Origin of the sequence: Paraburkholderia sp. SECH4, from assembly GCF_030511745.1 — a bacterium.
Lineage (GTDB): Bacteria > Pseudomonadota > Gammaproteobacteria > Burkholderiales > Burkholderiaceae > Paraburkholderia > Paraburkholderia madseniana.
The window spans coordinates 60534-78124 of record NZ_JALOCP010000020.1 but is presented as its reverse complement, the minus strand read 5'-3'; the positions used below and the strand labels follow the sequence as shown (position 1 = coordinate 78124).

The following is a 17591-nucleotide window of genomic DNA, read 5'->3' as shown; positions in this document are numbered from 1 at the left end:
CAAACTTCACTGAGGAAACACAATGTCTACCCATCCCGTTGTTCTGATCACTGGTGCGTTGACTGGAATTGGCCGCGCCACCGCGCTGGCTTTTGCCCGTGGAGGCGCCCATGTCGTCGTCTCCGGACGTCGCGCGGACCAAGGCCAGCAGCTGGCTGAAGAGCTTCGCACGCTCGGTGCAGAAGCCGAGTTCATCCAGTCCGATGTCCGGTTCGAAGACGAGGTACGCGACCTCGTCGACAAGACGGTTACGCGCTTTGGCCGGCTCGACGTCGCTGTCAACTCCGCGGGCACCGAAGGTCAGAACGGACCAGTAACGGAGCGCACGCCTGAGGGCTATGCAGCCGTCTTTGATACTAATGTGCTCGGCACGTTGCTCAGCATGAAGCACGAGATGCGCGTCATGCTGGCGCAGGGCAGTGGCAGCATCGTCAATATTTCATCGACGATGGGTTCACGCGGCGCGGCAAACGCCTCTCTTTACGTGGCAAGCAAGCACGCGGTGGAAGGTCTGACAAAGTCGGCGGCGATCGAGGGTGCCGCTTCAGGCGTGCGCGTCAACGCCATCGCTCCGGGTCCGGTCGAGACCGCGATGCTCGAACGGCTAACCGGCACCGCGGAGCGAAAAGCCGCTTTTCTCACGAACGTTCCGCTCAAGCGCGCGGGAACGCCCGAAGAGATCGCCGACGCGATCGTGTTCGTCGCGTCTGACAAGGCGAGCTTTATCACCGGCGAAATCATCAGGATCAACGGCGGAAAAACGGCCTCCTAAGGCTAGTTATTCATCACCAGACTGTTCTGTCCATGAACAAGGCGCTGATTCTTGATGTGTTCGAAAGACGCTTCAATAGGGCATGCGTTAATATCAACGACGTGGGGAAGCCCGCGGCATCATTCACGAGGTGAAACTTGTCCACTACACTCTTTGATAGCCTTCCCGCACCACTTAAAAGTGTGCAGACCCGCCCATTGTTTGTCATGCGACTCGACGTCAAGCCGATCGTTGTTGTCGGCGCTACCCCGGGACCTTTTCGTCGTGTGGGTATCGTCCCATCGGGGTCGTTCGAAGGCGACCGATTGTCCGGAAAAGTGCTGGATGGGGGCAGCGATTGGCAGGCCGTACGTAGCGACGGCAGTACTACGCTTGACGTACGCCTTCTTCTGCAGACTGACGACGATGCGACGATCACCATGTCGTACCGCGGCGTTCGCCATGGGCCAGCCGAAGTGATACAGCGACTCGAGAAAGGTGAGGTTGTTGATCCATCAAGCTACTACTTCCGGATCAACCCCATCTTCGAAGCGCCGCCCGGTCGATACGAGTGGCTGAACCGCATCATGGCTATTGGCACCGGCCATCGGTTCGCAAACGGACCCACGTACAGCGTGTTTGAAGTTCTGTGAGCTGAAGTCGCGACTGACCTCCGCAGCGTTGTTCGAACTAATGCGGGCCCTGGCGGCCATCAGTCAAGGTTTGTAGCCAGGGCCGTCTATCAAAGTCCAGTCTTCGACCGGGATGCGCGGCAAATCGACGATGTCGGAGGTGCGAACGTATGCGCTCGCGTGCATACGCCCCACTAGATGAAGCTTGTCCGTATCGATCCAGGCACGCTCGGCGTCAAGCACAGCTTCATCATCAACGTGCATGGCCAGTACTTCGCCGAGGACTTGAGAACGCATATCGCCGAGCGGAATGATCTGCATGAGCCTGCACTCGAACGCGACGCGGCTCTGCGCGATACGCGGTGTCTTGATGTGCTCGGATGGAGCGGGGATCAGTCCCGCCTTAGTGAATTCGTCGATCTCGGGGGGGAACTCGATGGCAGAAATGTTCATCTGTTCGAGATTTTCGTTACTCACCAGATTCACGACGAATTCCTGCTGCATCCGGATATTCTGCCCCGTGTCCTTTAGGTCGCTTACCGAACGGTGAAGAATGGAAAATCCCACAACGGCTGGCGCTTCGCCAAAGACGTTGAAGAATGAAAACGGCGCGGCGTTCAAGGTGCCGTCAGCGTTGAGTGTCGACACCCACGCGATAGGGCGTGGTACGACAGTCGCGCCGAGCAGCTTGTATCGTTGTTGTCGGTCCAGTTTTGCAAAATCAAAATGCATTTCAGCCTCAATTCAGTGATTTGTGTCGATACAGTATCGGAACGAATTGCAGTAGAAAACACACTGCGGTGAATTCACAATTCAGGTTGCGCCAACAAATTCACGTAGCTCAGTCGTTGTTCGCGCCGGGCGAATAGTAGGGTAGCATTCTGTTTTTGCGTATTTGGCGCAGCCGGTATACATCGGCTTGACGAGTTACTTCCCTAACCATGACTTTGCGTATGACTCCAAGCAAGCAGGAAATTCTTTCGGTCGCGGCCGAGTGCTTTATGGAGCAGGGCTACCATGCCACCAGTATCGACGACGTAGCGCGCCGACTCGGTGCAACCAAGGGGCGGGTCTATCACCATTACGCGTCGAAGATCGACTTGTTCTTCGATGTACACCGTGAAGGGATGGCAAGGCTGTTCGCCGCGGTCGAGCCCGCTCGCGAAACCGAAGGTGACGGCGCGACCGTTCTTGCGGCCATGCTTTACGCGCACGCGCTGGCAGTTCTCGAGAATCATACGTTTGAAAGCGTCGTCGCGCAGGGTGTGCAAATGCACCGGTTCGGCGCAACCACGCCCGGGCAGCGCTCGACACTTGACGAACTGATCGCGAGCCGGGACCACTTTGAAGCCTTGTTCAAGAATCAGGCGGCGATTGCGAAGAAAGATGGTTCGCTGGCGGACGTCGACATTTCCATTGCGGTCAAGACGATGCTCGGCGGCGTTCAATGGTCGCTCATATGGTATCGACCCAACGTCGATTCCTCGGCGCGCACACGCGCCAATCTCGCGAAGCAGATGGTCCGCACACTGATTGACGGTGTCCGGACGAGGGCAGCTTTGCAGCAGGATAAGCCTGAGCGACGGCCGTCTCGCGCAAAATAAGTCGGCCGCCGGCTAACCTCCTAGCGCGGGAAATCCGTGCGCTGACGTGCCTGCTATGCCGAGGGCGTGTGCATCCTGATGCCTCCTGTTTCTGCGTTTCAATGGCGACCACGTGACGCATCATCACCGCACAATCGGCCCGAAATTAGAAAAGATCTAACCATTTGGCCACTTGGCGCCGCGATTGTCTTGTTTGTACAAACAGTGAATTCGGAAGTTAAGTATTTACCCTAGATATCCGGTTCTCTACACTTTACGTATGGGCTGCGAACAAAAGTGTTCGCAGCAAACACCATCGAACCAGACAATCTTTGCAGGTAGTCATCATAAAATCGCTTATCAAAGTTGCGGCATTCGTCGCCGTGCTCGCTGCTCCAATCGTTTCGTTTGCGCAGTCTAGTGAACCTGTTAGCCGCGCGCAGGTTCGTGCCGAACTAATTCAGGTTGAGAAGGCAGGTTACAACCCCGGTGACTGGATTCACCACCCGGAAAATATCCAGGCGGCTGAAGCGCGTGTTGCTGCGCAAAACGGCACAGTGCAAGCCGACCACGCCGGCTATGGGGAAGGCGCTACTGGCTCTTCGGAGTCGGGTCGACGGGGTGATATGACCGAGAGTACCTACTCGCCGCCGGTTTCTGTCGTCCGTTAATTGACTGGCAGATTGGGGCGACATGTCGCCCCGTTTGCACTTCCTTTCAAAGTCTCCCGCGTCGTGAATTCACAGGGCAGCAGGATCGGTCATTCAACCGCTCTTGGTCGAGGCGAGGAGAATTCGCCTCCGACGAGAGGCATCGCCCCATCGACAGTTGCTTTGCGTTCTGCATAAGCACTTCACCGCAAAGAAAACAACGCGGCTGCACAGCCCAGCCGGCTTTGACGAGACATCGGTTGCGGCGCTCAAAGCTTGGCTTTGCAAGTGCCGGCACTCCCGGCAGTTTGTCGACTCGACTTGAATGATGAGAGGCAAACCAGTGATTCTCGACATGAGATCAATATTCCTGATCCGTTCCATCAGCCAACATCGTAGCTAAGCAAACGTCTAGGTCATAAGATCAGTAATCGAAATCTGATGCCAGCTATCGAGCGACGCACAGGTTTACGGACTGGAGCAGCTAAAAATGACCTATCGTCTTCTTGTCGATGGCGAACTTGTCGCGGGCGCAGAGACGCTCGACGTCATCAATCCCGCCACGGGTAGGGTATTTGCCACCGCGCCCCGCGCGGATATGCCCCAGGCTGAGCAAGCAGTTGCTGCTGCGAAACGTGCTTTCCAAGTCTGGTCGAAACTCAGCTTCCCACAACGTCGAGCATATCTTGATCAGTTCGCTGATGGGATCGAGGAGCGCTTTGACGAATTTTCGCGCGTTTTGACGCAGGAGCAGGGCAAGCCACTTGAAGAGGCGAAGTTCGAAGTTGGCGGGGCTGTCGCTGCGCTGCGCTACTTCGCGTCTCTTAAACTGGAGTTCCGCGTGCTGCGCGAGACCCGGAAGGAACGCATCATTGAGCAGCGGTATCCGCAGGGTGTGATAGTGGCGATCAACCCGTGGAATTTCCCGCTCATTCTGCTGATGCAGAAGTTGGGGCCGGCGTTGATCACTGGCAACGCAGTAATCGCGAAGCCTGCACCTACCACACCGCTCACTACACTCATGCTGGGAGAGGTTGCATCAACGGCATTGCCGGCTGGTGTGTTCCAGACTATCGTAGACCAGAATGACTTGGGACCATTCCTAACCAGTCATCCAGACGTTGCTCACGTGAGCTTCACTGGCTCGACGCCGACCGGGAAGAAGGTGTTGCACAGCCTCGCGGATACATTAAAGCGCTTTACCCTCGAACTCGGTGGCAACGACGCTGCAATCATTCTCGACGACGCGGATCTCGACAAGGTCGCGCCAAAGGTGTACCGATCGGCAACAGTCAACGCAGGTCAGGTTTGCTTTGCTACCAAACGAGTCTATGCCCCGCGCGCGATGGTTGATGCGCTGTGTAACGCGCTTGCCCGCCTGGCAGGCGAGTCCAAGGTCGGGGACGGTCTCGAAGACGATACGACGATTGGCCCGATCCAGAATCGAGCTCAGTACGAAAAAGTGCTTGCCTTTATCGAAGATGCGCGGACCAACGGAACGATCGTCGCTGGCGGCGAACCGATCGCAGGCGATGGCTATTTCATTGCACCGACAATCGTGCGCGATTTGCCGGACAACGCGCGCCTTGTGCGGGAAGAGCAGTTCGGACCGATTCTGCCAGTGCTTGCCTACGACGATATCGATGAAGTGATTGCACGCGTTAACGATAGCGATTATGGCCTCGGCGGAACGGTGTGGACCTCAAACCCGCAGCGAGGTATTGAGATCGCTTCGCGCATTGAGACCGGCACAGTCTGGGTCAACCAGCATCTGGCGCTGCCTTTCGATGTGCCGTTTGGAGGTGCCAAGCAGTCTGGCATTGGTCGTCAGCAAGGCGTCGAGGGATTGGAAGACTTTACCCAGATCCGAATAATCAACGCCGCACTCGTCTGATTAACCGGCAACCGGCGGTGCGTGTACGGATCGCTCCTTCGATCCTTGATGCCGACAGACAGAATACAGACGCAAAGAAACCTACTTACACCCGGGCGTGGACCCGGGTGCGCCGCTTGATCGCGCGGTGACTCTGTTTCACAGTGTTGTTCGGAAACTTTACCTGGCTGATCTTGATAAGTGTTCCGCGCTCGGCTGTTATGGCTTCGAGCGCGGTAGCCAATTTGCAACAGAACTGAGCCTTGCGAATCAGAACAGCTGTTGAAGGCCAGCCATCACACCCAACTGTCCTTCTCCGCGAGGCGGCGTAGTGCCGCCCGCGCCGGAAACCGCATAGGCGGCGTGCGCACTGTTGCTGAGATAGGCCGACTGCAAATAGACGGCCGTGCGCTTGGAGAGGTGATAGGTGCCACGCAACGTGACCATGGTGGCGCGCGCGTCCTGAACGTGATTGATGATCCGGAACGCCTCGCCGTCGAGCATGAACGCAGGTGTTGCCTGCCACGACGCGCCGACAGAATAGATATTGGAACGCACATCGGGCCCTGCCGCCACGGTCGTCACGCTACGCCCTACAAACCCGGCGGAGACCTTAACGGAACCCAGCACGGCGTACGTGCCTAACCACGTATGAGTGTCCTTGTCGGCACTGCTGGTGAGCGGAAAAGCCGCATTCCCGTCATAAAAAATTGCCGAGGCATTGGTGCCGCCGCGCTGTTCGTCGTATGCTCCTGCAACGCCGAACCACGAGGTGTCGTATTTCACCATGCCAGACCATTGTCGACACTGAGTCGGCTGTCCGGGTACGGATCCCGCACAGGTGCCCTGCCCAGGCGTATTGCCTGTGCCCGTCGAGTCACGACCGAACGAATAGGTGGCGCCGAGGGTGAGCCCATGGAACTTTCCGCGATAGGAAACCGTATTGTCGCTTCGATCGGATGCGAGGTAAGGATCAAGGGCCGCCATCCCGTAGATATCCGGTCCAAGGATGTCACTGTCCGCCATCGCCCAAAGCAACATGGTGTATTGACGCCCGAAGGACAGCAAGCCATACGGCGAGTTGATTCCGACCCATGCCTGGCGACCGAACAGCCGACCGCCTTGCCCTAAACTTCCGTTCGGCATGTTGATGCCGCTTTCCAGCACGAACTGGGCTGACAGTCCGCCACCCAGATCTTCATTGCCACGAAAGCCCCACCGCGACGGCAATTCGCCAGTGATACCTGGCATGCGAAGCACGCTATTGCCGTTGGCATTGGCGTGCGTGACGTATTCCACGCCGGTGTCGACGATGCCGTACAGCGAAACGCTGCTCTGTGCATATGCTGTAGCTGCTGCGAGAGAAAACCCTAAACCGAACCCAGCGGATATCAGATTCCGAAATTTCACGAAAATCTCCTAATTTTTTCAATATGCTTTTGCAAGCAATATAAATACGGGATGCTAAGTTTTATTCCGAAATTTCTATTCTGCAGACGGAATAATTCATTCAGGGTAAAGATCGCTTTGTCAGCGCTACCCAAATTTTCGTACCGTTTCAGGTTACCAATCTGATGTAGGCAATCCTCCGCCAGACACTTGTCGTGAACGCCAGCCGGCCGGGAGGTCAGGCGGACCAAGCCACTCGCCGGCCTGTGCGCACAGTTGCAAGCTTGATTGCGTGAATATTGTTGTATTTCGGCCAGCAGGAATGCCGCGAATTTCGCTAATAATTTGGTTTTGAATCTTCGTTTAAGTCTCTTTTCCGCGCGCTAACTCAAGCGACCCTTTCGAGCCGCAAATGACCCTGAGGACGTCCATCTTTTAGCATCAGTGACCCGAGGAAGAACAAACCTTCGACACAGCAGATGAACGCAAACGCTGCATGAAAGTCTCCGCGGTAAATGTCGACGAGCCATGCGAATATCGTCGTTGCCGCTGTTGCGATGACATAGCTAACCGACCAGAAGATGCTGAAACGGACGGAGACGCGAGCCCAAGTCATTCCGGGTTGATCCTGTCCGAGTGTGAATACCGTGGCCAACGGCAGAATCAAAAAGATGCCCAGCATAATCGCACTAAGGAATACGATTGTCGGGTTCTTCGAGAAGCTCAGGAGGCAGGCGAAGAGTGCCTGGAATGCGCCACTTATCCGGAGTAGTCGCATTCTGTCACGCACCCGACTGGCTACGACCATGCCTGCTATGCCTCCGCCGAGTCCAGACAACAAGACGGTATGCGTCTCGTTGATGCCTGCGGCAGGGTAAAACGTGAACATGACGATGTAAAACGAGAGCATTCCCGAATAGATCGTTGCCAGCTTCCACGTGAACGGATCACGCAGGCCCTTGCTGAACGGATAGTGCTCATCTTTCACAGCTACATCGTCAGCTTTGACGGGACCTGCTTGACCGAATATCAGCCACAGGAGTGTCAGAAGTACGCTGGCAAAAGATATGGCAGTCAGTACATGCCCCCAACTTCCCAGCACGGAAACCGCGGGCTGAAGCAGGAACATGGTCAGGACGGCACCCAGATTGAAAGTGATGTTGTTCAGGCCGTTCACCGCGGGGCGTTCCGAGGGGGCGAACCAACTGACCACGATGGGGTTGAAGTAAACGATCATGAGTGCTCCACCAAGGCCCATCAGAAAACGAGATGCAATCAGCAAACTGAAGTTCGTCACAAGGGGCGTGCAGATCCCGAAGCAGACTAGCAATCCCGCTAAGAGCACAGCGCGGCGTAATCCGATCTTTCCGACAATCGCCGCCGCAATCGCTGTTCCGACAATCTTTGCAATCGTGACCGCGGTACTGAGACTACTTGCCTGCGTCAGACTGTGGATTCCCACCTGTTTCATGATGTCCTGCATGAAGGTGGACGCACCGACCCACGACATAGCAAATGTCAGGTAGCTGAAGAAAATAATTGCCTCGATGAGGTACTTCTTTTTCACCGTTGTCTCCAGTAATTTTTGTTTAGTACTTTTCGATATCTTCGATGCTGGACGTTATCGCCCCCCTCCTGGCAGGCGCAATATCCACCTGCACCGACAGGGACTGAGGTGCGGATTCACCGATCACCCAGTTCCTGACTTCAAGATTCGTTGACTCATTCATCGTAAGTCCCGATTGGGGAGCGGCCCGTGACGTCACGCTCAGGTGTGAATCTAAGGCCGGTCGAGGCCATCCTGCAGCGACATACAGTGATGGACCGCATTAGGAATACTGATACAGGTGGTCAGCAGGGCGATCGATAACTCCTCTCCAGACTGGCGGCGCCATCCTGTCACCCAAGCAGAGTCAGGGCTTGAGGCTAGTCGGACCACGCCCGTCCCGCGAAATACAAACGACTACGACGGGTGAGCAATCGCCAGTGGTATAGGGGTAAATCGGGATAGGTAAGCTTTTCCTGCGACGAAAAACAATTGAGCGCCTCTGGGAATGAAGGCGACCAAGTTTTGCTCTCTTTACATGCAATGAGGATTGCACTTCATCGGACCGGGCAGATTGAGCGCCGCTTGACCAGAGGGATTGGCGACGACGCAAGTAGTTCTTGCAGGAAATAAACATACCGAGTAGTATGTTTTCCATCGGCTGACGAATCCGATGTCGTGGCAGCGGCAATGATACGGTGATGAGGGATTGAGCACTGGTGCCAAGCCCGGCTAGTCGAAGAAGTGGTGAACAGATTTCGCGATCTTTACTGGACTGGTGAGGTTGAATCATGCGGGTACTGCTTACGGGCGCGGCGGGATTTCTCGGCAGGGCCCTAACCAAGGCGCTGCTGACCACGGGACATTTGACCTTTCCCAGCCGAGGCGACAGCGCCATAACAGAACTTATCCTCGTCGATCGAGTGTCAACGCCCGCGCCAGTTTCACCAGATTCACCGATACGGGTGCGCGTACTTACAGGCGATCTGGCCGATGCTGGTTTCGTCGACCATCTGGCGTCGCTCGACAGTGACAGCATCTTTCACCTCGCCGCTAGTCTTACTCTGGACGCCGAGCGCGATATGGCGTCTGCCTACCTGATCAACGTCGAGTCGCTGCGGCGTCTGGTCGAAAGCTCGACCACGTCAACTAAATTCGTGTTCGCCAGTTCGATCGCGGTGTTCGGTGGGGACCTGCCTGCATCCGTTGACGACTCGCTTCGGTCTGAGCCGGATACGACCTACGGTGTGCATAAGGCAATTGCCGAACTGATGGTCGCCGACTACAGCCGTAAGGGCAGAATTGACGGCCGAGGTCTGCGTTTGCCCATTGTTCTGATCCGCGATGGCGCACCCACACCGGCCGTTTCCGATCGGATTGCGGCGATCGTCCGGGAGCCATTGATGGGGAGGGACGTCGTGTCGCCGCTTGCTCCGGGCACGCGGTTTCCTGTTGCTTCGGCGCAGGCCGTGGCTGCTGCGTTAATCGCGCTGCATAACCTCCCTGCAGACGTTCTGCCGCATGGACGCGTGATGAATCTGCCCGCGCTTACGGTAAGCGTGGCCGATATGGTCGCGGCGGTTGAGCGACGGCGCAGTGGCGCCGCAGTAGGCCGCATTCGTTTCGATGTGGATAGCGAACTTCAGCGCATCGTTGATAGTTGGCCCAAGGAATTCACGTCGGCGAATGCAATCCGACTCGGTCTGTGCGCCGATGCTAATTTCGAGTCTATCGTGGAAAGCTATCTCGCGCGTCTGGCTTAAGGGAATCGTGGGCGGAGCAAGCGAAGCTCGATCAAGGTTATATGCTTTAACGAAGATAAGTAATACTACGTATTATCTGAGAAAGTGTGGGAGTCGATGATCCGCTCCGGAGGATCTTGTCCCGCACAGTGAGTAATTTTGTCTATTCATTAGGTAAGGCCATGAAATCTGTCATGAAAAATCCGTCTAATTCCTCGATCCCTCTCGATCAACTGCCCGTCTGCATCATTGGTGCCGGGTCTTCGGGCGTTACGGCCGCAAAATCGCTAAAGGAGAGGGGCGTCGCATTCGAATGCTTCGAGATCGGCTCGAATATCGGTGGCATGTGGCGATATGAGAACGACAACGGGCTTTCGTCCGCGTACCGCAGTTTGCATATTGACACGAGCCGCAATAACCTCGGCTACTCCGACTATCCCATTCCGGATCATTATCCGGATTTCCTCTCCCACTTTGAGGTTCTTGACTATCTGGAAGACTACGCAGAGCACTTCGGCGTACGGCCTCATATCCGGTTCAATTCTCGCGTGGATAAAGTCGAACAGGAATCTGACGGGAACTGGCGGGTAACGCTGGAGAGCGGGGAATCCAAGCGTTATCGTGCGGTGATCGTCGCCAATGGTCACCTCTGGGATCCGCGCTGGGGCGACTTCAAAGGCGACTTCGAGGGCGAACAGACCCATTCACACCATTATCGGACAGCCGATCCATTCAAAGGCAAGAACGTGCTTGTCGTTGGCATCGGAAATTCGGCGGTTGATGTCGCAGTCGACTTGTGCAAAAGCGCCGCAAGCACGTTGTTGTCGACACGGCGCAGCGCGTGGATCATGCCGAAGTACATCATGGGCATTCCGACCGACCGTTGGTCTACGCTTTTCTCACGACGCTTGCGTCTACCGACACGCGTCTCGCGCACGTTGGTTCGTTGGCTCGCCTTTATGGTGACGGGGGATCAGGCCCGATTCGGCGTTCCTCGTCCCAAACATGCGGTCTGGCGGGAGCATGCCACGCTCAGCCAGGAATTGCTGCCTTTTTGCGGCCATGGCTGGATTCGCGTGAAGCCCAATATCAAGGTATTGGACGGAACACATGTCATCTTTGAAGATGGCAGCAGAGAACCTGTCGACGTAATCATCCACGCAACTGGGTATCGAGCCAGCTTTCCGTTCCTGGACCGCACCGTTTTCGAAGTGGCCGATGGGCAGGTCGAACTCTACCGACGCATGGTGGCACCGTCCCGTCCCGGTCTCTATATGTTGGGGCTCGTCCAGCCAATCGGACCGACCATCCCGTTGGTGGAAATTCAGGCGCGTTGGCTCGCGTCCGTACTGGCCGGGGACACAGTTTTGCCCGGCGAGCACGAGATGAAAAAGGAAATTCGCGCGCATCAGGCTGAGATCAGCCGTCGCTATGTCGGTTCTGCCCGCTACACCCTGGAGGTCGATTACCGGAGCTACGCGAAACAACTGTTCGGCGATATTGCGAACGGACGAGCTGCGGCGTGACATCAGCGAAAGCACAGGCCCGAAGCGACTTTTATCATCAGCTCGCTGAGCAGAGGGAATGCATCCAGCGCCAACTATCCGGATCCACGAAGCAATATTCGATGGATTAGAGGAGGATATAGATGGACCGCCTGCAGGCAATGAAGGTTTTCACGAGGGTGGTGGAAACCAGCAGTTTTTCGCGCGCAGCGGAGGCGCTGGATTTACCGCGTGCATCGGTTAGCACAATCATCCAAAACCTCGAGACGTACCTCAAAGTGCGTCTCTTGCAGCGTACAACGCGGCAGGTGAGGTTGACGTCAGATGGGGCCGCTTACTACGAGCGGTGCGTGAGCATCCTCGCGGACGTAGAGGAGACAGAAAGTTCGTTGTTAAACTCCTTCGCTTCTCCGCGCGGCAAACTGCGGGTCGACATACCTGTGGCGCTGGGAAAGCTGATTGTGATGCCCAGACTTTTTGAATTCCATGCACGCTACCCGGACATCGAGTTAATGGTCGGCTTCGGAGACAAGCGGGCCGATCTGATTCAGGGCGGCGTCGATTGTGTGATTCGCATCGGCACGCTGCAGGACTCAAGTTTGGTAGCACGCCGCATTGGCATCTTTGAACGTGTAACGGTGGCGAGTCCGGCATATTTGCGGCTCAAAGGCACGCCTCAAACGCTCAAGGACCTGAACGACCACGTTGCGGTGAATTATTTCCTCGGTCGAACGGGGCGCATGATGGACATGACCTTTGTGGTGGATAGCCAGACCGTCGGGGTGAAGATGCGCGGTAATGTTGCGGTCAACGATGCGGAAGCATATGTTACGTGCGGTCTGAATGGCGTGGGCCTTTTGCAGGCGCCGCGCTTTATGGCGCTGCCGCATTTGCATTCAGGCGAACTGGTCGAAGTGCTGTCGCAATGGAAGCCGTCGCCGATGCCTATCTCGGCGGTCTATCCCCACAATCGGCATCTGTCCCCGACCCTTCGCGTGCTCGTCGACTGGCTGAGCGGGCTGTTCGCAGAGTACCCGCTGTTCTCTGGCCGGCAGGATGCGGAAGAACAGTGCTTACCAACTGTCACATCGACATCGTTCACCCGACGCACCATCGGCAAGCCAACTGAAGCAATCGTGATATCACGGTAGCCAGACGATCTACTATCCCGCAATCACTGGGTGGTTCGCGATAGCCAACTTCAAGTAGAACCTCACGCTTCACGCACAGCCGCGATCAGATCAGAAACGCTGATTTGGCGCATCAGGCGATATCGCACCTCGGCCTGCCATGACCTTCTATATTGGTAGCTGCGTTGTCCTGCAACGGCCACATTTCTGTTGTGTTCTGAACAGGGCGATGGCAAGTCTGTAGAAACAGCGCGTGATTTTATGCGCGACCACGAAATCAATTAAAGGAAAGGGCGAGCTGTGGCGCCTTGGCTCAACGAGCGGAGTATGTGAATTTCGCTCAAGGTGCAGCGCCGTGACCGGTTGACGTTGTGATTGTTGCGAGCGACTACACGCCGGCGCCTGGCATTCACATCGATTCTATGCGTGAGTCGCAAGCGACTCAATTCACTAGCCGTGCGATTTGGACGACACGCTATTGTCGCCTAAGTCGTGCATCACATCCTGGAAGCCAAGCAATGAAGAACGCGACGGCGAAAGACTTAATGCTTAATTCGGAGATTCCCATGGAGACGATTCAAGAGTGCCAATTATTTCACCCCTATCTGTTGAATGACCAGCAGCTTCTGAATCGCGTGGTCATGGCGCCGCTTACACGAGCTCGGGCCGAGAACACGGGCTTGGTACCGACAGAGTTGCATGCCGAGTACTATGCCCAGCGCGCGGGTGAGGGCTCTGCTGGCGCAATTATCACTGAGGGAACCTGGGTCAGTCCGCAGGCGGTAGGTTGGGCGGATGTTCCAGGTATCTATACCGAAGAGCAGGTTCGCGGATGGCGCCTCGTCACGGATGCGGTTCATCGAAAAGGAGCGAAAATCTTCGTTCAGCTTTGGCACACAGGCGCGACTTCGCATCCGGATTTCTTTGGCGGCCAGCCTCCGCTTGCTCCGTCTGCCGTCAACCCTCGTCTTCAAAGCCCCACGGCATCGGGCCGCAAGGATACGGTAGAACCTCGCGCAATGAGCACCGAGCAGATCAAGACGACAGTCAAGGATTTCCAGAGGGCGGCGCAACACGCAATCGATGCAGGGTTCGATGGAGTACAGATTCAGGCAGGGTACGTTTACCTGTTCAATCAATTTCTTAACCCGCTGACCAATCACCGGGAAGATGAATACGGCGGGTCAGTTGAAAACAGGGCGAGATTTCTCTTCGAAGTACTCGATGCACTGTCCGCTGTGATGAATACCGGCCGTATCGGGGTAAAGACAGGTCCGATAACAGGGGAGTTAGGGAAATTCGTCTCGACTGACCAGACGCTGCCTACCTCCGATTACGTTATCAACCGCCTCAACGACTACAAGCTGAACCACTTGCTGCTCATGAGCGCAATGAGCGACCTCTCCACCACGCCAGTGGCTCATTTGCAGGGCGATGCAATCTACCGGCACTACCGGAAAATATACAAGGGAAATCTGATTGCGAACGTTGGGTTCGATTTTGAGCGGGCAAACAGGGTCCTCGCGGAGGATCTTGCCGATCTGGTTGCTTTCGGACGAGCGTTTATTGCAAATCCAGACTTGACTACTCGCTTCCAGAAGGGGCTGAAAATCGATCAATCGAACCCGGCAAGTCACTACGGCGGGGGCTCTGTGGGGTACACCGACTATAGACCGGCTGCTTGAAGCAGTGATTGCGGTTTGACCTCAACACTCGGGTGGCCATGCCCGGGTGTTGAGTTTTTTTTGACTCCACTGCTCCGAAGTGAGTACAGGTTGACAGGTCTCAATATCTTAGCCAAACACGTCTGTCCCGCCCCGGTTATTCAATCGCCTTTCCCATCTCCTCGACCACCTTTTTGGCGTCCCCAAAGACCATCATGGTTTTGTCCATGTAGAACAGGTCGTTGTCCAGCCCAGCGTAGCCTGCGGCCATTGAGCGCTTGTTGACGATCACGGTTTTGGCTTTGTACGCCTCGAGAATCGGCATGCCGTAAATCGGGCTGCCCTTGTTGTGCGCAGCCGGATTCACCACGTCGTTGGCCCCGAGGATGATCGCGACATCAGCTTGGCCGAAATCGCCGTTGATGTCCTCCATTTCGAATACCTGGTCATAAGGTACTTCGGCTTCGGCCAGCAGCACGTTCATGTGTCCTGGCATACGCCCAGCCACCGGGTGAATCGCGTACTTCACAGTTATCCCCTTTTCAGTGAGTTTCGTTGCCAGTTCTTTGACGGCGTGCTGTGCGCGGGCGACAGCCAGCCCATAGCCGGGCACAATAACCACAGTTTCAGCGTTGCTTAGTACGAAGGCAGCGTCGTCCGCACTGCCGCTTTTGACGTTACGCTGCTGTTGTGCGCCAAGGGCCTGTGTGCCGACCTCTCCGCCAAACCCGCCGAGGATGACGTTGAAGAACGAGCGGTTCATCGCTTTACACATGATGTAGCTGAGGATCGCGCCGGAGCTCCCCACCAGGGAACCCGCAATGATCAACATGGCATTGTTCAGACTGAAGCCGATGCCCGCGGCGGCCCAGCCTGAATAGCTATTGAGCATCGACACGACGACAGGCATGTCGGCGCCGCCGATCGGGATGATGAGCAATACGCCGAGCGCGAAGCCCAGCATGATCACCAACATGACGTCCATCCAGCTTTGGGTGTGCCAGAACGCGAAGCAGAAGACAGCGGCGATGATTCCAAGTATCAGATTCAGTGGGTGCTGGCCGGCGAACTGCACGGGTGCACCCTGGAACAGTCGAAATTTGTAGCGGCCCGAAAGCTTGCCGAACGCGATGACCGATCCGCTAAATGTAACTGCTCCGATGAAGGCACCCAGCGCGAGTTCAACGCGGTTGCCGCCTGGAATAGCTTCGCCGTGGCCGACGATGTGGAAGGCCCACGGCTCGGCGACGGCCGCCACCGCGATGAACACCGCGGCCAGTCCGATCATGCTGTGCATGAACGCTACCAGTTCGGGCATTTTGGCCATTTCAACGCGGCGCGCCATGATGGCGCCCGCGGTGCCGCCGACGAGGAGTCCAAGCAGAACCCACGCCACACCAACGATGTGACCGCCCGCAATCTGGACGATCAGTGCTGCAGTTGTGAGTGTGGCCACCGCCATTCCGCTCATCCCGAAGAGATTGCCGCGAATGGAGGTGGTCGGATGGCTCAATCCCTTGAGAGCCTGGATGAAGCAGACGCTGGCAATCAGATACATAAGCGTGACGAGATTCATGCTCATAATTGGTTTTCCTTCAGGCTTGTCGCCGCACGCATTTCGTTAGTCGACAGATCAAGACTGGACGTGCGTTCGAACTGCAGGCAGGCGTTCATGCTTTTTTTCCTTCGGTCCGAGTGGTAGGCTTCCTGTCTTTCTTCTTGAACATCTCGAGCATGCGCCGGGTGACCAGGAAGCCGCCGAAGATATTTACGGCAGCCAGCGTTACGGCGAGCACGCCCATGGTCTTTCCCAGGTAGGTTTCGGTTAGCGCTGCTGCGAGCATGGCGCCAACGATGACGATGGCTGAGATGGCGTTGGTCACGGCCATCAGGGGCGTGTGCAACGCCGGCGTGACGGTCCACACCACGTGATAGCCTACGTAGATGGCCAGCACGAAGATGATCAGATTAATAACTGTGTGATTGACGATGTCCATGATCTATTTCTTCCTCACTTCACCGTTATGCGTTACGAGGCAGGCCGCCACAATGTCGTCTTCCAAGTCGATCCTGAAGTCGCCTTTGTCGGGGCAAATGAGTTTGAAAAAGTCCAGTACGTTGCGTGCGTACAGGCTACTGGCGTCGGCGGCTACCAATGCCGGCAGATTGGTTTCACCCACGAGCGTGACGCCATGTTTGACAACTGTCTTGCCGGGCTCGGTTAGCGGGCAATTGCCGCCTTGCGGTGCCGCGAGATCGACGATCACCGAACCGGGCTTCATTGCCATCACCATCTCCTCCGTAATCAGCCGGGGCGCGGGACGGCCCGGGATCAGGGCGGTCGAAATGACCACGTCGGCCATCGCGACGCGTCGCGCGACCTCGAGTTTCTGACGATCCAGCCAACTTTGGGGCATGGGGCGGGCATAGCCGCCGACGCCTTCCGCGGCAGCCTGTTCTTCAGGCGTTTCGTAGGGGACGTCGATGAATTTCGCGCCTAACGATTCGACTTGCTCCTTGACACTCGGGCGCACGTCGCTCGCTTCGATGACGGCGCCCAAGCGCTTCGCGGTGGCGATGGCTTGCAGACCTGCCACGCCGACGCCCAGAATGACGACGCGTGCGGCCTTGATGGTACCGGCAGCGGTCATGAGCATCGGGAACAGGCGCTGGTACTTCTCGGCGGCGATCATGACCGCCTTATAGCCGGCAATGTTGGCCTGCGATGAGAGAACGTCCATGCTCTGTGCACGAGTTGTGCGCGGCGCCGCCTCGAGCGCAAAGCCGGTCAGGCCGGCGGCCGCCAGACGTTGCAGTCCGACTGGGTCGAAGGCATTGAGCAGGCCGATGACTACCGCGTCACGTCGCATCAGCGCGGTTTCGCTATCGACGGGCGCGCGAACCTTTAGCACGATGTCCGCGCTGAAAGCACCGGCCAAATCGGTGATCTCCGCGCCAGCCGCCTCGTAGGCCGCGTCGGTGACACTGGCAGCAACGCCAGCGCCAGTTTGAACACGCACCGTGTGGCCTTGATCAACGAGCTTTCTAGCTGTCTCCGCAGTGACCGCAACACGGGCTTCGTCCGGTGCGGTTTCGGTGGGAACCCCTAATATCACGCTTTAGCTC

At 56.6% G+C, this 17591-nt stretch carries 16 protein-coding genes and 1 pseudogene; 9 read left to right on the top strand and 8 right to left on the bottom strand.

The annotated features are described in order from the left end of the window. Nucleotides 1-22: 22 nt before the first annotated feature. Nucleotides 23-772 carry an SDR family NAD(P)-dependent oxidoreductase gene (locus tag M0D67_RS24825; RefSeq protein ID WP_266240102.1) on the top strand — a complete coding sequence of 250 codons (750 nt, stop codon included), beginning with the start codon at nucleotides 23-25 and terminating at the stop codon, nucleotides 770-772. 137 nt (nucleotides 773-909) lie between these two features. Further along, nucleotides 910-1404 carry a DUF3237 domain-containing protein gene (locus M0D67_RS24820; protein ID WP_266240101.1) on the top strand — a complete coding sequence of 165 codons (495 nt, stop codon included), beginning with the start codon at nucleotides 910-912 and terminating at the stop codon, nucleotides 1402-1404. 63 nt (nucleotides 1405-1467) lie between these two features. On the opposite strand, the gene M0D67_RS24815 is transcribed toward M0D67_RS24820, so the two are convergent. Beyond that, nucleotides 1468-2115: a flavin reductase family protein gene (locus M0D67_RS24815; RefSeq protein WP_266240100.1), complete on the bottom strand. Its 648-nt coding sequence runs from the start codon at nucleotides 2113-2115 to the stop codon at nucleotides 1468-1470. 221 nt (nucleotides 2116-2336) lie between these two features. On the opposite strand from M0D67_RS24815, the gene M0D67_RS24810 reads away from it, so the two are divergent. The 3 genes from M0D67_RS24810 to M0D67_RS24800 all read left to right on the top strand — a co-directional run bounded on the left by M0D67_RS24810 (nucleotide 2337) and on the right by M0D67_RS24800 (nucleotide 5510). Further along, nucleotides 2337-2987 carry a TetR/AcrR family transcriptional regulator gene (locus tag M0D67_RS24810; RefSeq protein ID WP_266240099.1) on the top strand — a complete coding sequence of 217 codons (651 nt, stop codon included), beginning with the start codon at nucleotides 2337-2339 and terminating at the stop codon, nucleotides 2985-2987. 326 nt (nucleotides 2988-3313) lie between these two features. Next, on the top strand, nucleotides 3314-3637 hold the full coding sequence (locus M0D67_RS24805; RefSeq protein WP_266240175.1) for a DUF4148 domain-containing protein: 324 nt from the start codon (nucleotides 3314-3316) through the stop codon (nucleotides 3635-3637). 469 nt (nucleotides 3638-4106) lie between these two features. Next, nucleotides 4107-5510: an aldehyde dehydrogenase family protein gene (locus tag M0D67_RS24800; RefSeq protein WP_266240098.1), complete on the top strand. Its 1404-nt coding sequence runs from the start codon at nucleotides 4107-4109 to the stop codon at nucleotides 5508-5510. 103 nt (nucleotides 5511-5613) lie between these two features. Here M0D67_RS24800 and M0D67_RS24795 read toward each other — a convergent pair. The 4 genes and pseudogenes from M0D67_RS24795 to M0D67_RS24780 form a co-directional block, all read right to left on the bottom strand. After that, a pseudogene (locus M0D67_RS24795) lies at nucleotides 5614-5733 on the bottom strand (IS6 family transposase); the annotation flags it as partial. Nucleotides 5734-5759: 26 nt separating this feature from the next. Continuing rightward, nucleotides 5760-6884, bottom strand: a complete 1125-nt coding sequence (locus M0D67_RS24790) for a porin (protein ID WP_266240174.1) — start codon at nucleotides 6882-6884, stop codon at nucleotides 5760-5762. 382 nt (nucleotides 6885-7266) lie between these two features. After that, on the bottom strand, nucleotides 7267-8445 hold the full coding sequence (locus tag M0D67_RS24785; protein ID WP_266240097.1) for a CynX/NimT family MFS transporter: 1179 nt from the start codon (nucleotides 8443-8445) through the stop codon (nucleotides 7267-7269). Between the two features lie 22 nt (nucleotides 8446-8467). After that, nucleotides 8468-8608, bottom strand: a complete 141-nt coding sequence (locus M0D67_RS24780) for a hypothetical protein (protein ID WP_266240096.1) — start codon at nucleotides 8606-8608, stop codon at nucleotides 8468-8470. A gap of 607 nt (nucleotides 8609-9215) precedes the next feature. Between M0D67_RS24780 and M0D67_RS24775 the strand changes: the two genes are divergently transcribed. The 4 genes from M0D67_RS24775 (at nucleotide 9216) to M0D67_RS24760 (ending at nucleotide 14486) form a co-directional block, all read left to right on the top strand. Beyond that, entirely contained in the window at nucleotides 9216-10187 is a 972-nt protein-coding gene (locus M0D67_RS24775) for an NAD-dependent epimerase/dehydratase family protein (protein WP_266240095.1), read from the top strand. 173 nt (nucleotides 10188-10360) lie between these two features. Further along, a complete protein-coding gene (locus tag M0D67_RS24770) occupies nucleotides 10361-11692 on the top strand; it encodes an NAD(P)/FAD-dependent oxidoreductase (RefSeq protein ID WP_266240094.1) in 1332 nt (443 codons plus the stop codon). 122 nt (nucleotides 11693-11814) lie between these two features. Continuing rightward, the gene (locus tag M0D67_RS24765) at nucleotides 11815-12822 is read left to right on the top strand and encodes a LysR family transcriptional regulator (protein WP_266240093.1); all 1008 of its coding nucleotides are present in this window, start codon (nucleotides 11815-11817) and stop codon (nucleotides 12820-12822) included. 497 nt (nucleotides 12823-13319) lie between these two features. Then, nucleotides 13320-14486, top strand: a complete 1167-nt coding sequence (locus tag M0D67_RS24760) for an alkene reductase (protein WP_266240092.1) — start codon at nucleotides 13320-13322, stop codon at nucleotides 14484-14486. 136 nt (nucleotides 14487-14622) lie between these two features. Here M0D67_RS24760 and M0D67_RS24755 read toward each other — a convergent pair whose 3' ends face one another. The 3 genes from M0D67_RS24755 to M0D67_RS24745 all read right to left on the bottom strand — a co-directional run bounded on the left by M0D67_RS24755 (nucleotide 14623) and on the right by M0D67_RS24745 (nucleotide 17581). After that, on the bottom strand, nucleotides 14623-16047 hold the full coding sequence (locus tag M0D67_RS24755; protein WP_266240091.1) for an NAD(P)(+) transhydrogenase (Re/Si-specific) subunit beta: 1425 nt from the start codon (nucleotides 16045-16047) through the stop codon (nucleotides 14623-14625). 88 nt (nucleotides 16048-16135) lie between these two features. Beyond that, nucleotides 16136-16462: an NAD(P) transhydrogenase subunit alpha gene (locus M0D67_RS24750; RefSeq protein ID WP_266240090.1), complete on the bottom strand. Its 327-nt coding sequence runs from the start codon at nucleotides 16460-16462 to the stop codon at nucleotides 16136-16138. Nucleotides 16463-16465: 3 nt separating this feature from the next. Then, the gene (locus tag M0D67_RS24745; RefSeq protein ID WP_266240089.1) at nucleotides 16466-17581 is read right to left on the bottom strand and encodes a Re/Si-specific NAD(P)(+) transhydrogenase subunit alpha; all 1116 of its coding nucleotides are present in this window, start codon (nucleotides 17579-17581) and stop codon (nucleotides 16466-16468) included. Between the last annotated feature and the right edge of the window lie 10 nt (nucleotides 17582-17591).

Excerpts from the sequence above, each read along its gene's own strand:
- M0D67_RS24825 (WP_266240102.1), top strand. The coding sequence starts at position 23 with ATGTCTACCCATCCCGTTGTTCTGATCACTGGTGCGTTGACTGGAATT.
- M0D67_RS24815 (WP_266240100.1), bottom strand. The coding sequence starts at position 2,115 with ATGCATTTTGATTTTGCAAAACTGGACCGACAACAACGATACAAGCTG.
- M0D67_RS24810 (WP_266240099.1), top strand. The coding sequence starts at position 2,337 with ATGACTCCAAGCAAGCAGGAAATTCTTTCGGTCGCGGCCGAGTGCTTT.
- M0D67_RS24800 (WP_266240098.1), top strand. The coding sequence starts at position 4,107 with ATGACCTATCGTCTTCTTGTCGATGGCGAACTTGTCGCGGGCGCAGAG.
- M0D67_RS24780 (WP_266240096.1), bottom strand. The coding sequence starts at position 8,608 with ATGAATGAGTCAACGAATCTTGAAGTCAGGAACTGGGTGATCGGTGAA.
- M0D67_RS24775 (WP_266240095.1), top strand. The coding sequence starts at position 9,216 with ATGCGGGTACTGCTTACGGGCGCGGCGGGATTTCTCGGCAGGGCCCTA.
- M0D67_RS24770 (WP_266240094.1), top strand. The coding sequence starts at position 10,361 with ATGAAAAATCCGTCTAATTCCTCGATCCCTCTCGATCAACTGCCCGTC.
- M0D67_RS24765 (WP_266240093.1), top strand. The coding sequence starts at position 11,815 with ATGGACCGCCTGCAGGCAATGAAGGTTTTCACGAGGGTGGTGGAAACC.
- M0D67_RS24760 (WP_266240092.1), top strand. The coding sequence starts at position 13,320 with ATGAAGAACGCGACGGCGAAAGACTTAATGCTTAATTCGGAGATTCCC.
- M0D67_RS24755 (WP_266240091.1), bottom strand. The coding sequence starts at position 16,047 with ATGAGCATGAATCTCGTCACGCTTATGTATCTGATTGCCAGCGTCTGC.
- M0D67_RS24750 (WP_266240090.1), bottom strand. The coding sequence starts at position 16,462 with ATGGACATCGTCAATCACACAGTTATTAATCTGATCATCTTCGTGCTG.